Source organism: Rhodoferax sp., assembly GCF_030653815.1.
Classification (GTDB): domain Bacteria; phylum Pseudomonadota; class Gammaproteobacteria; order Burkholderiales; family Burkholderiaceae_C; genus Rhodoferax.
This window is the reverse complement of sequence record NZ_JAURYQ010000006.1, coordinates 198749-212489: the sequence shown is the minus strand read 5'-3', so window position 1 is coordinate 212489 and position 13741 is coordinate 198749. Positions and strand designations below refer to the sequence as shown.

Genomic DNA, 13741 nt, shown 5'->3' with positions numbered 1-13741 from the left:
CCTGTCGGGCTATCGGCTGCGCAGCGCCTGCAGCAGCTTGGTATGAACGCCGGAAAAGCCACCGTTGCTCATGCAAAGGATGTGATCACCGCCCCTGGCAGCCTGGCTGACTTGCTCAACCAGGGTGCCAATGTTGTCCGTCACCAGCGCCCGAACACCCATGCCTGCCAGCACCTCGGTGGCATCCCAGCCCAGCCCGGCGCTGTGGCAAAAGGCCAGGTCGGCCTGTTCCAGGCTCCAGGGTAATTGCGCCTTCATGGTGCCCAGCTTCATGGTGTTGGAGCGCGGCTCAAACACCGCCAAAATGCGCTCGCCGGCCTTGAGGGTGCGGCGCAGGCCGTCGACGGTGGTGCGAATGGCCGTGGGGTGATGGGCAAAGTCGTCGTAAACCGTGATGCTTCCGGTGACTGTTGGGACGGTGCCGCGCAGCTCCATGCGGCGCTTTACATTCTCGAAACTACCCAGCGCCTGCGCTGCAAGCTGGGGCGCCACGCCCAGGTGTTCAGCGGCCGCAATGGCCGCCAGCGCGTTGAGCTGGTTGTGGCTGCCGGTCAGCGACCAGGTCACGCGGCCAACGGACTGGCCTTGACACAACACCTCAAAGTCGTTGGCCTCGCCTTGGGCAGTGAAGTCACTGACCGCTGCGCCAAAGCTGCGCACCGCGCTCCAGAAGCCCATGTGCAGCACGCGGGCCAGGCTTTCTTCCAGGCCGTTGACGACCACCCGGCCGCCACCGTGCGCGCCTTTGCCGGGCACGGTGCGCAGCAAATGGTGAAATTGTCGCTCGATGGCCGCCAGATCGTCAAAAATGTCAGCGTGATCAAACTCCAGGTTGTTGAGCACGGCTGTGCGAGGGCGGTAATGCACGAATTTGCTGCGCTTGTCAAAAAACGCGGTGTCGTACTCATCGGCCTCGATGACAAAGGCCTTGCCCTGGCCCAGCCGGGCCGAGACGCCAAAATTCAGCGGCACGCCACCGATCAAAAAACCAGGCTGCAAGCCCGCCTGATCCAGAATCCAGCTGGTCATGGCGGTCGTGGTGGTTTTGCCGTGGGTGCCGGCAATGGCGATCACATGGCGGCCTGGCAGGATGTGATCGGCCAGCCATTGGGGGCCGCTGGTGTAGGGCAAGCCGGCGTCAAGGATGGCCTCCATCAGCGGGAATTTGGGCATGCCGTCGCTCAAGCGTGCGCGGCTGACCACGTTCCCGATCACAAACATGTCGGGCTTGAGCGTCAGTTGGTCGGCGCTGTAGCCCTCCATCAGGTCAATGCCGAGGGCGCGCAACTGGTCGCTCATGGGCGGGTACACGCCTGCGTCGCAGCCGGTGACGGTGTGGCCAGCTTCGCGCGCCAGGGCGGCAAGTCCTCCCATGAAGGTGCCGCAGATACCAAGAATGTGAATATGCATCGCCGGATTTTAGGCGGGCAGCCAAGGGGGAGCCTGGCCCATTCCCTTTAAGGAGGTGGAGAACCTCGGTCGGGGCAAAATGGGGCTCTATGACCGATGATCAATCTGAAATTGCAGCGCAGGCCGCCCGCTGGGTGGTGGAAGAAGGGCTCGAGTATGGCCCCGCCAAGCGCCGTGCCGCCCAGGAACTGGGCTTGAGTGGCCGTGGAATGCTGCCTTCCAACGAGGTACTCGAAGACGCCGTGATGGATTACATTGCAGTATTCTGTGCCGATACCCAGCCGCAAGAGTTGCAGGCCTTGCGGCGTCTGGCACTGGACTGGATGGCGCGCCTGGCCGAGTTTCGTCCTCATCTGGGGGGCGCGGTGTGGCATGGCGCAGCCACGCGGAAGTCGGACATCTATCTGCAGTTGTTTTGTGATGACAGCAAGTCGGCCGAGATCGCTTTGATCGACCAGCGTGTAAGCTATGTGGCGCGCACGGTCACGGGCTTCAACGGCGAAGCTGTGGATGCCTTGAGCGTGCACGCGTTTTCTGCTGAGTTGAACGAAGACATTGGGGTGCATCTGATGATTTATGATTTCGATGATGTCCGGGGCGCACTCAAGGCCGATGCCAAAGGACGCGCGCCACGGGGCGATGCCAAAGCGGTGCGACGCCTGTTGTCGCCAGTGACGACATGAGTGGCTTGCAACCGTCCAGACGTGGCTGGTTGGCTGCGGCGGCTGGTTTGGGCCTGGCGGGTGTGGGTGCAGGCTTGGCCTGGCGCACCTCGAGGCGTCAGTCGCAAATGCTTTCAGAGGTTGAGAGCCTCTTTTGGCAGCAACAGTTCACGCAGTTGGATGGAGCCAAGTTGTCGACCAGTGGCTTCAAGGGCAAGCCTTTGTTGTTGAATTTTTGGGCCACCTGGTGCCCTCCCTGCGTTGAAGAACTGCCGTTAATTGACAGTTTTTTTATGGAAAATAAGCTTAAAGGCTGGCAAGTTCTAGGTTTGGCGGTTGACCAGGCGGCGCCAGTGACGCGCTTTCTGGCTCGCTCACCGCTTTCTTTTCCGGTGGCTTTAGCCGGTTTTCCGGGGATCGAGATGAGTCGATCGCTTGGGAATTTAAGTGGTGCCTTGCCCTTTACCGTGGTGTTTGGTGCGCAGGGAGACGTTCTGCACCGTAAAATGGGCAAGCTGACAAACGAGGACTTGCGTCTCTGGGGGCAATTGCCGGCTTGATCGACGTGGCAAAGAAAATGTAAAATAAAGCCTAGTTAGCTTGTTTTGTTGAAAATTAATTGCAATTTCACGCAAAATAAAGTGAATTTCTGTTGGCTGTTAATTATTTTTCGTTGGAGCCCCCATGGATCTCAGAAAACTCAAAACATTGATCGACCTGGTGTCGGAATCAAACGTCTCCGAGCTCGAAATCACCGAAGCCGAAGGAAAAATCCGCATTGTCAAAGGTGGCGGTGCCGTGGTTCAGCAACTTGCACCCGTCGGGCAGCCCGTCAGCCCGACTCCCTTGGCACCCGTTGCCGCACCTGAAACTGTCGTGGTGGCTGCGCCGGTTGAAACCGGTCACACTGTCAAGTCGCCGATGGTGGGCACTTTCTACCGTTCTGCGTCGCCTGGCGCCAAATCTTTTGTTGAACTCGGTGATGTGGTCAAGGAGGGGCAGACCCTGTGCATCATCGAGGCCATGAAAATCCTCAATGAAATTGAATCCGACAAGAGCGGCACGGTGCGGCGCATTTTGACTGACAACGGTCAAGCGGTCGAATACGGCCAACCCCTGTTCATCATCGACTAACGTCAGGCGTCCTTCATGTTTAAAAAAATTCTGGTTGCCAATCGGGGCGAAATCGCCTTGCGGATCCAGCGCGCCTGCCGCGAGCTGGGCGTCAAGGCCGTCATGGTGTATTCCGAGGCGGATCGCGACGCCAAATACGTCAAGTTGGCGGAAGAGGCCGTCTGTATCGGGCCAGCTTCTTCGGCGCTCAGTTACCTGAACATGCCGGCCATTATTTCAGCGGCTGAAGTGACCGATGCCGAAGCCATTCACCCTGGTTATGGTTTTTTGAGCGAAAACGCTGATTTTGCCGAGCGGGTCGAGCGCAGCGGTTTTCAGTTCATTGGCCCCACGCCGGAGTCGATCCGTATCATGGGCGACAAGGTGTCGGCCAAACAAGCCATGATCAAGGCGGGTGTGCCCTGCGTTCCCGGCTCTGAAGGCGAGCTGCCCGACGACCCGGTGCAAATCAAGCGTATTGCCAAAATGGTCGGTTACCCGGTCATCATCAAGGCAGCAGGTGGTGGGGGTGGTCGCGGCATGCGGGTGGTGCACACCGAGGCGGCGCTGATCAACGCGGTCGCCATGACCAAAAGCGAAGCGGGTGCCGCCTTTGGCAACCCGGCGGTCTACATGGAAAAGTATTTGCAGAATCCGCGCCATGTCGAAATCCAGATCCTGGCCGACAAATACAAAAACGCGGTTTATCTGGGTGAGCGCGACTGCTCCATGCAACGGCGCCACCAGAAGGTCATCGAGGAAGCCCCGGCGCCCGGTATTCCACGCAAGCTCATCGAGCGCGTCGGCGAGCGTTGTGTGGCAGCGTGCAAAAAAATTGGCTACCGAGGTGCGGGTACCTTTGAGTTTTTGTATGAGGACGGTGAGTTTTATTTCATTGAGATGAATACCCGCGTGCAGGTCGAGCACCCGGTGACCGAGTGGATCACGGGCATTGACATCGTCAAGACGCAAATCATGGTGGCAGCTGGCGAAAAATTGCCGTTTACCCAGCGCCAGATCCAGATTCATGGTCACGCCATTGAATGTCGTCTGAACGCTGAAGATGCGTACAAGTGCATTCCTTCACCAGGACGCATCACCATGTGGCACCCCCCGGGCGGTCCTGGCGTGCGTGTGGACTCGCACATCTACACCAATTATTTTGTGCCACCCAACTACGACTCGATGATCGGGAAAATCATTGTTCATGGCGATACCCGCGAGCAGGCCCTGGCGCGCATGCGCACCGCCTTGGGTGAAACGGTCGTGGAGGGCATCAACACCAACATCGCCTTGCATCGTGAGTTGATGGTCGATGCCAAGTTCATGGAAGGTGGCACCAATATCCATTACCTTGAAGCTTGGCTTGCCAACCACAACCGGTGATTGACCCGACTCATGTTTGAACTGCGATTGATGTGCCCGGAGCACCGGGTTGAGGCCGTGAGTGACGCGCTGGACGCCCTGGATGCCTTGAGCGTCAGCGTGGAAGACGCTGATGCCCAAACCGATGCCGAGCAGGCACTGTTTGGCGAGCCGGGCATGCCGCCACCGAAAGAGGGCTGGCAGCGCTCCCGGGTGCTGGCCCTGTTTCAAGGCCGTGAACAGGCGCAAGCCACGCTGGAACTGTTGCAGGCGCAGGACTTTTTTGATGACTGTTCGGTTCTGGGGATTCAGCACGTGCCGGAGCAGGACTGGGTGCGCTTGACCCAGTCGCAGTTCGCGCCGGTGGACATCACGCCTGAATTCTGGATTGTGCCCACCTGGCATGAGCCCCCTGCCGAAGCCCGCATCGTGATTCGTCTTGACCCGGGTCTGGCCTTTGGTACCGGCACCCATCCGACCACGCGCATGTGCTTGCGCTGGATTGCCAGTCATGGTGGTGCACCGGCACTGACCCGTGTGTTGGACTATGGTTGTGGTTCCGGCATCCTCGCCATTGGGGCCGCCAAGTTTGGCGCTAGCGACATTGATGCGGTCGATATTGATCTGGCTGCGGTGGAATCCACCGTGCTCAATGCACAGGCCAATCATGTGGACTTGCATGCGGGTCTGCCTGAAACGGCCAGTGGTGTGTACCAGACGGTGTTGGCCAATATTCTGGCAACACCCCTGAAGGTCCTGGCGCCGCTGCTTTGGTCGCGCGTGGCTCCGGGGGGCAAGTTGGTGCTGGCGGGCATTCTGGCGCGCCAGGCCGATGAGCTCAAGGCGGCCTATGCGCCTTATTGCGCGCTGCAAGTGGCCGATGCTGAAGACGGTTGGATCCTGATGACGGCAACAAAATAAATCGGCTTGACGGCATGGCCAGGAGGTATCAGATTTCATGAACTTGATCGCCCGTTGCCCCGCATGCCAAACCTCTTACCGGGTCGTGCCTGACCAGTTGCGAATTTCGGATGGTTGGGTCCGTTGCGGTCAGTGTGGCGAAGTTTTTGATGCCTCACAGCAGTGGGTCAATGCTGAGACCGAGTCCTTGACCTCAGAGGCTGTCGCGCCAACGGGTGACCAGGCTCAAGCGCAAATCTTGAGTCCGGAAGGCTTGTCGCGTGATGAGCAGCAAGCCATGTCTTTCAGCGGCAACCAACGAGGTCCATCGCTTTCAACAGCCGACGGCCCAGCGCAGGACGGGCCGTTGACAGCCCCGTTCTCAGCAGAGGGGTCATGGGCATCGGCAGCGCTCCTCATCAAGCCTTCATCCGAATCTGAATCAGATGCAGCGGAGCCAGCGGCCACCAGTCTGGCGCCATTGGCGGCGCCTGTTTCGTTCATGCTGGTACCGGACGGCCCGTCAGGTGCGCATCGAGGGAGCCAACCGGTGCTGTTCTGGGGGGTGGTGGGGCTGCTGCTGGTCGGTTTGCTGCTTCAGGGCGTGTACCGTGAACGCGACCAATTGTCTGCCTCATTTCCTGTCATGAAGACGTCCCTTCTCTCGGCTTGCGAGCTTCTGGCTTGTCGCGTATCGCCCCTGCAAGGCATTGAAAGTCTTGCGATTGATGCCGCGACCTTTCAGCAGGTAGGCCAGGATAGTTTTGAATTGCGATTTGTCGTGAAAAACAAGTCGCGCTTTGAATTGGCTTTGCCTGCGGTCGAACTGACATTGACCGATCTGACAGGCCAGCCTGTGATTCGACGTGTTTTTACACCGGCCGAGTTGGGCGTTGCAACGGCGACTGTGGCGTCAGCAAGTGAATGGTCGGTAACAAGCTATTTGCAGCTTCGCGCAAATTTCACGCATGCACGCGCGCAGGGTTACCGATTGCTGATTTTTTATCCCTGACAGGGAAGCCCGATGCAGTTTGGGCATCGGGCTGGTACTTCGGGACAAGTGATGGATCAGGGTTTTTTTCCGGATGGGAACGGCCAGGCTGCTTGTGGATTGAGCTTGGTGTGGGCTGCAGGGGCCACGGGTGCTTTGGTAGTCTTTTTTGCGGGAGCCGTTTTTTTGGCAGCGGCTTTAGCGGCTGGCTTGGCGACGGCTTTAGCGGCTGGCTTTGCAGCAACCTTAGCGGCTGGTTTGGCAGCAGCTTTTGCGACCGGTTTGGCGGCTGCTTTTGCTGCTGGTTTGGCGGCTGCTTTTGCTGCTGGTTTGGCAGCAGTTTTTGCCGCTGGTTTGGCAGCAGCTTTTGCCGCTGGTTTGGCAGCAGCTTTTGCCGCTGGTTTGGCAGCAGCTTTTGCGACCGGCTTGGCAGCAGCTTTTGCCGCTGGTTTGGCAGCAGCTTTTGCGACCGGTTTGACGGCTGCTTTTGCAGCGGGCTTGGCAACAGCTTTTGCGGCTGGTTTAGCTGCGGGTTTGGCAGCAGCTTTTGCTACGGGTTTGGCGGCAGGCTTGGCAGCAGGTTTTTTTGCAGTGGCCATGTCAATCTCCTTGATCAATTTGCAAAGAGCACTTGACGAAAATCATTGCGCGTCAAGTGATCCATGGTGTTGGGCAGGTTCCCAGCACCATGAACGGGGGTCAACAAGACTTTGCCACCATGAGATGGCTTGGAAGCTTGTGAAAAGAGCTTGGTCATACGTCGCTGTTATTCCCAGGACAAGGCGCCGCCAGACTGGTATTCAATGACACGCGTCTCGAAGAAATTACGCTCTTTCTTCAAGTCGATCATTTCACTCATCCAGGGGAACGGGTTTTCTTCATTGGGAAACAGCGCCTCCAGCCCAATCTGGGTGGCCCGGCGGTTGGCGATGTAGCGCAGGTAACCTTTGAACATGGACGCGTTCATGCCCAGCACGCCACGTGGCATGGTGTCTTCGGCATAGCGGTATTCAAGATCGACCGCGGTTTCAAACAAAGCTTTGATCTCGGCTTTGAATTCTGCATTCCAGAGTTGCGGGTTTTCCAGCTTGAGCTGGTTGATCAGGTCAATGCCAAAGTTGCAATGCATGGATTCATCACGCAGGATGTACTGGTATTGCTCCGCGGCACCGGTCATTTTGTTTTGCCGGCCCAATGCCAGAATCTGGGTAAACCCGACATAGAAGAACAGGCCTTCCATCAGGCAGGCGAATACGATCAGTGACTTGAGCAGGGTCTGATCAGCCTCCGGTGTGCCAGTCTTGAACTGCGGGTCCATGATGGCCTCAATGAACGGGATCAGGAACTCATCCTTGTCACGGATGGATTTGACTTCGTTGTAAGCACTGAAAATCTCGCCCTCGTCCAGTCCCAGGGATTCCACAATGTACTGGTAAGCGTGGGTGTGAATGGCTTCCTCGAAAGCCTGGCGCAGCAAGAACTGACGGCACTCGGGTGCGGTGATGTGGCGGTAGGTGCCGAGCACGATGTTGTTGGCCGCCAGTGAATCTGCGGTCACAAAAAAACCGAGGTTGCGTTTAACGATGCGGCGCTCGTCTTCGGTCAGGCCGTTGGGGTCCTTCCAAAGCGCAATATCACGGGTCATGTTGACTTCTTGTGGCATCCAGTGATTGGCACAACTTGACAGGTATTTTTCCCAAGCCCACTTGTACTTGAAGGGCACCAACTGATTGACATCGGTCTTGCCGTTGATGATGCGCTTGTCTGCGGCATTGACGCGGCGTTGCGGGGCTGCCAATGGCGCCTTTTGCGCGGACGCCGGTACAGCTTTGGTGACGTTTGGCGTGGGCGCAAACTCAGCCACGGCGGCGGCGGGGTCAGCAAAACGCCCAGCCATCAGCGGATTCGGGCGGCTGGCTTCGGGGGGATGCAAACTGGCAGTGGGTAGTACTTCGTCGTCCCAGGTCAACATGTTTTTTCCAATCGGTGAATTATGAGATCTTGCGTCAAAAATAGAAAGAATTTTGAGAGTGTCGGGTGCTCATGCTTGCCGCACTGTGGTGTGACAGCATCGCATCGAATGAGCCCCGGTTCTGCTTACTGGCAGGACTCACACGTTGGGTCATCGACACCACAGAACTTGATGTCCGTGGCAGGAACGTTGGCCATCTGTTGTCGTGCCGCCGCGGCCGCGGCATCGAGTGCAGTCAGACCACCCTGATCCGATAGTTCGCCGCTGGATGAAACGGCATTCAAACGGCCCGCTGTCACCGTCGATTTCTCCACATGGGTGGCCGACTGTGTGCGCAGGTAATAGGTGGTTTTGAGGCCACGCACCCAGGCCAACTTGTAGGTGTCATCGAGTTTTTTACCCGACGCGCCGGCCATGTAAATGTTGAGTGACTGCGCCTGGTCGATCCACTTTTGGCGCCGCGCGGCAGCTTCTACCAGCCAGCGGGTCTCGACTTCAAAAGCGGTGGCGTACAACGACTTGATTTCCTGCGGAACGCGATCGATGGGGGCCAGTGAACCATCGAAATGTTTGAGGTCCATCACCATCACATCATCCCACAGGTCAATGCGCTTGAGGTCGCGCACCAGATAGCTGTTGATGATGGTGAATTCACCCGATAGATTGGACTTGACCGAGAGGTTGCCAAAGCAGGGTTCAATGGAGGCGTCGACACCAATGATGTTGGAAATGGTGGCGGTGGGCGCAATGGCCACACAGTTGGAATTACGCATGCCGTGCTGGGCAATTTTTTGCCGCAATGCATCCCAGTCGAGGGTGCTGGAACGGTCAACCTCGACATAACCACCCCGCTCGTGTGCGAGCCGGTCCAGCGTGTCGATGGGCAGGATGCCCTGGTCCCACAAGGAGCCCTTGTAGCTGGAATACTGGCCACGTTCGCGTGCCAGTTCGGTGGACGCCTGGTAGGCGTAGTAACAGATGGCCTCCATGGACTCGTCGGCGAACTGCACCGCCGCCTCGCTCGCATAGGGCAGGCGCAACTCGTACAGGCTGTCCTGGAAGCCCATCAGGCCAAGCCCCACCGGGCGGTGCCGCAGGTTGGAGTCCCGCGCCTTTTTGACCGCGTAGTAGTTGATGTCAATCACGTTGTCAAGCATGCGCATGGCGGTGGTGATGGTTTTTTGCAGTTTGGCGTGATCGATTGCGCCGTCCTTCAAATGCTGCAACAAATTGACCGAGCCCAGGTTGCAGACCGCTGTTTCCGTGTTGCTGGTGTTGAGGGTGATCTCGGTGCACAGGTTGCTGGAGTGCACCACGCCCACATGTTGTTGCGGTGATCGGATGTTGCAGGCATCCTTGAACGTGATCCAGGGGTGGCCAGTCTCGAACAGCATGGTCAGCATCTTGCGCCACAGGTCGGACGCCTGCACCGTGCGGCAGGGCTTGATCTCGCCGCGCGCCGCTTTTTCTTCGTAGGCCACATAAGCCTGCTCAAAGGCGATGCCGAACTTGTCGTGCAGGTCGGGCACGTTGTTGGGCGAGAACAGGGTCCACTGGCCTTTTTCCATGACGCGGCGCATGAACAGGTCCGGAATCCAGTTGGCGGTGTTCATGTCGTGCGTTCGGCGGCGGTCGTCGCCGGTGTTTTTACGCAGTTCCAGAAACTCTTCGATGTCGAGGTGCCAGGTTTCCAGGTAGGTGCAGACCGCGCCCTTGCGCTTGCCACCCTGGTTTACCGCCACCGCCGTGTCGTTGACCACTTTCAGGAAAGGCACCACGCCCTGCGATTCGCCGTTGGTGCCCTTGATGTGACTGCCTAGCGCGCGCACGCGGGTCCAGTCATTGCCCAGGCCGCCGGCAAACTTGGACAGCAAGGCGTTTTCCTTGATCGACTCGTAAATGCCGTCAAGGTCGTCGGGCACCGTGGTCAGGTAACAACTTGAAAGTTGCGAGCGCAGGCTGCCGCTGTTGAACAGGGTGGGCGTGGATGACATGAAGTCGAACGAGGACAGCACCTCGTAGAACTCGATGGCACGGGCTTCGCGGTCGATTTCATTGAGCGACAGGCCCATGGCGACGCGCATGAAAAACGCTTGCGGCAGTTCGATGCGCTGTTTGCCAATGTGCAAAAAATAGCGGTCATAAAGGGTTTGCAGGCCGAGGTAATCGAATTGCAGATCACGTTCGGCCTTGAGGGCGCCGGCCAGTCGCACCAGGTCAAACTGCTGCAGTTTTTCATCGAGCAACTCGTTCTCAACGCCGCGTTTGATGAACTGCGGAAAGTAGTCGGCGTAGGCCTGGGGCATGTCAGCTTGCGCCACGTCTTCACCCAATATCTCTTTGGCGATGGTGTGAAACAGCAAGCGCGCGGTGGCGTAGGTGTAGTCCGGGTCTTTTTCAATCAGGGTGCGGGCCGCCAGCACCGAGGCTTTGTAGACCTCGTCCATGGGCACGCCGTCATAGAGGTTGCGCAGCGTCTCTGCCATGATGGGCTCGGGCTTGACATCAGCACCCAGGCCGCTGCAGGCGTCCACAATGATCCCTTGCAGGCGTGCCAGATCCAGCACCACACGCTGGCCCTTGTCAACGGCATGCAACAGCGGGGCCGCAGGCGCCTGTTGAACCACCTTTTGCGCGCGTTCCTGGCTGCGTTTCTCGCGGTACAGCACATAGGCGCGGGCAATTTCGTGGTGCCCTTCGCGCATCAGACCCAGTTCCACCTGGTCCTGCACGTCTTCAATGTGAAAGGTGCCACCGGCCGGGCGCGAACGCATCAGCGCCTTGATCACGACCTGGGTAAGCACCTCAACGGTCTCACGCACACTGGCGGACGCGGCGCCCTGGGTGCCATGCACTGCCAGAAAGGCCTTCATCATGGCCACGGCAATTTTGTTGGGCTCGAAAGGCACCACGGCACCGTTGCGCCGGAGGATTTGGTATTGACTCAATGTTCCGGCAGAAGTCGCAGATGGCTCGCCTGATTCGGATCGGCTCGGCATGTTGCTGTAAGGTGTGCTGGAAGTGGTCTGGGCAGTTTGCATGGCATCCTCTCTTGAAACTGGTGCGGAAATGAATGGCGAGGCAGCTTTTAGCAGCTGCGTGCGCGTGATCGAATGCCTTAGCTTATCACTATATCTAGGGTTGTGAATCGGTTATGACACTACCCATGGTGTTTTTTGTCACTTGGCCAGTTTGTGGCGCCGAGCTGTATTTCTCTGGTTTTAATAGCGATCGATGCCCGACTGAGCTTGAGTTTGCATGCTTTTTTATCGCTCAAACAAGTCCGTTGAGCCGTCTTTCCTGGTCGCATCGGATGGCAAGGCTAGGGGTAAATACCGAGTCTCCAGTCCCAAGTCTTTTTGCAAGCGCAGCCAGTCAAAACCTGCGCCAGGGTCGCCTTTGCGGCCGGGCGCGATGTGTTCATGTCCCGCCAGATGGGCAATGGGGTAGTGCTGCATCAGCGCGGCGCACACGCTTTGCAGGCATTCGTATTGCGCGTCTTCAAACAAGTCACCTTCCAGCCCTTCGAGTTCAATGCCAATGCTGTCGTTGTTGCAGTTGTCGCGGCCACGGTAGGTCGACGCGCCTGCGTGCCAGGCGCGGTCGTCGCAACTGACCAACTGCCAGAGCTCGCCGTTGCGCCGGATGAAGAAATGCGTTGACACCTCCATGTCCTGGATTTGGTGGAAGTAGGGGTGGGCTTGCCAGTTGAGCTGGTTGTTGAAAAACTGAAGCACCTCAGGTCCACCATATTGACCTGGTGGCAGGCTGATGGAGTGCAGCACGATCAAGTCAATGTGGGTCTGCGGTGGACGCGGACCCCGGTTGGGTGAGGCCTGTTGCGCGGCAAAGCGGTACCAGCCGTCTGCCCACAAGGCGTCACCGGCAGTTGTCAGTGGCGTCGTCATCGGTATTCTCATCAGAGTGTGCGGCCGCAATCCCCAGGCGGGCGATGCGGTAGCGGATTTGTCGCAGGCTCAGGCCCAGCCGGGACGCGGCGGCAGTGCGGTTGAAACTGGTCTCTTGCAGGGTGCGCAGCAAGATGGCGCGCTCGTGGGTGTCCAGATAAGCCTGCAAATCGCTGGGAATGTGTTCCCCGGCCGGGTCTAAGTCTGAGACTGCGGGTGCTGTGGCGGGCAGGCACGGGATCTGGTCAAGATCACCCAGAGTCACACTGCGATGGAGCAGGTTTTCCAGCTCTCTGACATTGCCCGGCATTGGCAGTTGGGTCAATTGCGCCAGAACGTCAGCACTGAGGCGGGGTGTCGGCAAGCCCGCTTCCTGCGCAATGCGTGATAGCAGTGCGTCGCACAGTTCGGGCAGATCCTCCTGTCGTTCCCGCAGCGGCGTAATCGTCAGCTCGATCACATTGAGACGGTAATACAGGTCTTGCCGGAAGTTGCCTTGCTGGACTTCGGTCGCCAGATCCTTGTGGGTGGCGCTGATGATGCGCACATCCACCAGGTCCTCCTGGGTTGAACCCAAGGGTCTGACGCGACGTTCCTGGATGGCGCGCAGCAATTTGGCCTGCATGGCCAGGGGCAGGTCGCCAATTTCATCCAAAAACAGGGTGCCCCCTTGCGCCGCCTGGAAAAATCCCTGTCGGTCCTGGCTGGCGCCGGTGTAGGCGCCCTTTTTGACACCAAAAAATTCGGCTTCCAGCAAATTCTCGGGAATGGCGCTGCAGTTCACGGCGATCCAGGCACCTCGGGCGCGGTGGCTGTTGCTGTGAATCGCATAGGCCACCAGTTCTTTGCCCGTGCCAGACTCACCTGTGACCATGATCGGCGCCATGCTGGGTGCAACTTTGAGGATGCGCTCCTTGATCTGACGCATGACCAGCGACTGACCGACCAGCCGCGCCAGTGACTGGGCGCCCGGGTTGTCGGGTCCACCGCTGAATTCGGGCTGCAACTGATCTGGCTGCGCGGCTTGTCGTGTGGGCGGAACTGGTGCGCTGCGCAATGCCGCCGCAATGACGGAGCGAAATTGTTTGAGGTCGACGGGCTTGGTCAGGTAGTCAAAAGCACCCGCTTTCAAGGCCTCGACCGCATTGGCGGTGGAACCATAAGCGGTGATGACCACGCAGCGCTCGTTGCGATGCTGCGCCTTGAGTTCGGTGATCAGTGACAGGCCCAGGCCATCAGGCAGGCGCATGTCGGTGATGACGGCGTCAAACACCTTGCTTTGCAGGCAGGTGCGTGCCTGCTGAAGGTTTTCTGCGGTGTCGACCCGATAACCTTCACGCAACAGGGTCAGTTCGTAAATGGTGCGCAGGTCGGGCTCGTCATCGACCACCAGGATGTGTTGGGTGCTTGGGGTCATGGG

12 protein-coding genes are annotated in these 13741 nt (G+C 58.4%); 6 read left to right on the top strand and 6 right to left on the bottom strand.

The window, feature by feature from the left end; all coding sequences use genetic code 11:
- Window positions 1-9: 9 nt before the first annotated feature.
- Window positions 10-1410: a UDP-N-acetylmuramate:L-alanyl-gamma-D-glutamyl-meso-diaminopimelate ligase gene (gene mpl / locus Q7U49_RS02225; RefSeq protein ID WP_304762120.1), complete on the bottom strand. Its 1401-nt coding sequence runs from the start codon at window positions 1408-1410 to the stop codon at window positions 10-12.
- A gap of 89 nt (window positions 1411-1499) precedes the next feature.
- On the opposite strand from mpl, the gene Q7U49_RS02220 reads away from it, so the two are divergent.
- The 6 genes from Q7U49_RS02220 to Q7U49_RS02195 all read left to right on the top strand — a co-directional run bounded on the left by Q7U49_RS02220 (window position 1500) and on the right by Q7U49_RS02195 (window position 6462).
- Complete coding sequence (locus tag Q7U49_RS02220) at window positions 1500-2093, top strand: hypothetical protein (protein WP_304762119.1); 594 nt, start codon at window positions 1500-1502, stop codon at window positions 2091-2093.
- On the top strand, window positions 2090-2632 hold the full coding sequence (locus Q7U49_RS02215; protein WP_304762118.1) for a TlpA disulfide reductase family protein: 543 nt from the start codon (window positions 2090-2092) through the stop codon (window positions 2630-2632). Before Q7U49_RS02220 ends, Q7U49_RS02215 begins: the two co-directional genes overlap by 4 nt.
- 124 nt (window positions 2633-2756) lie before the next feature.
- Entirely contained in the window at window positions 2757-3206 is a 450-nt protein-coding gene (gene accB, locus Q7U49_RS02210) for an acetyl-CoA carboxylase biotin carboxyl carrier protein (RefSeq protein WP_304762117.1), read from the top strand.
- A 15-nt stretch (window positions 3207-3221) separates the two neighbouring features.
- Window positions 3222-4571 carry an acetyl-CoA carboxylase biotin carboxylase subunit gene (gene accC, locus Q7U49_RS02205; RefSeq protein WP_304762116.1) on the top strand — a complete coding sequence of 450 codons (1350 nt, stop codon included), beginning with the start codon at window positions 3222-3224 and terminating at the stop codon, window positions 4569-4571.
- A gap of 12 nt (window positions 4572-4583) precedes the next feature.
- Entirely contained in the window at window positions 4584-5471 is an 888-nt protein-coding gene (gene prmA, locus Q7U49_RS02200) for a 50S ribosomal protein L11 methyltransferase (RefSeq protein WP_304762115.1), read from the top strand.
- A 37-nt stretch (window positions 5472-5508) separates the two neighbouring features.
- Entirely contained in the window at window positions 5509-6462 is a 954-nt protein-coding gene (locus Q7U49_RS02195; RefSeq protein WP_304762114.1) for a zinc-ribbon and DUF3426 domain-containing protein, read from the top strand.
- Between the two features lie 56 nt (window positions 6463-6518).
- Here Q7U49_RS02195 and Q7U49_RS02190 read toward each other — a convergent pair whose 3' ends face one another.
- The 5 genes from Q7U49_RS02190 to Q7U49_RS02170 all read right to left on the bottom strand — a co-directional run bounded on the left by Q7U49_RS02190 (window position 6519) and on the right by Q7U49_RS02170 (window position 13738).
- The gene (locus Q7U49_RS02190) at window positions 6519-7040 is read right to left on the bottom strand and encodes a histone (protein ID WP_304762113.1); all 522 of its coding nucleotides are present in this window, start codon (window positions 7038-7040) and stop codon (window positions 6519-6521) included.
- Window positions 7041-7207: 167 nt separating this feature from the next.
- The gene (locus tag Q7U49_RS02185; protein ID WP_304762112.1) at window positions 7208-8413 is read right to left on the bottom strand and encodes a ribonucleotide-diphosphate reductase subunit beta; all 1206 of its coding nucleotides are present in this window, start codon (window positions 8411-8413) and stop codon (window positions 7208-7210) included.
- A 125-nt stretch (window positions 8414-8538) separates the two neighbouring features.
- Window positions 8539-11454, bottom strand: a complete 2916-nt coding sequence (locus Q7U49_RS02180) for a ribonucleoside-diphosphate reductase subunit alpha (RefSeq protein WP_304762111.1) — start codon at window positions 11452-11454, stop codon at window positions 8539-8541.
- A gap of 225 nt (window positions 11455-11679) precedes the next feature.
- Window positions 11680-12321 carry a 1,6-anhydro-N-acetylmuramyl-L-alanine amidase AmpD gene (gene ampD, locus Q7U49_RS02175; protein ID WP_304762110.1) on the bottom strand — a complete coding sequence of 214 codons (642 nt, stop codon included), beginning with the start codon at window positions 12319-12321 and terminating at the stop codon, window positions 11680-11682.
- Window positions 12293-13738 carry a sigma-54 dependent transcriptional regulator gene (locus Q7U49_RS02170; protein WP_304762109.1) on the bottom strand — a complete coding sequence of 482 codons (1446 nt, stop codon included), beginning with the start codon at window positions 13736-13738 and terminating at the stop codon, window positions 12293-12295. The genes ampD and Q7U49_RS02170 overlap by 29 nt, the downstream gene beginning before the upstream one ends.
- Window positions 13739-13741: the final 3 nt, after the last annotated feature.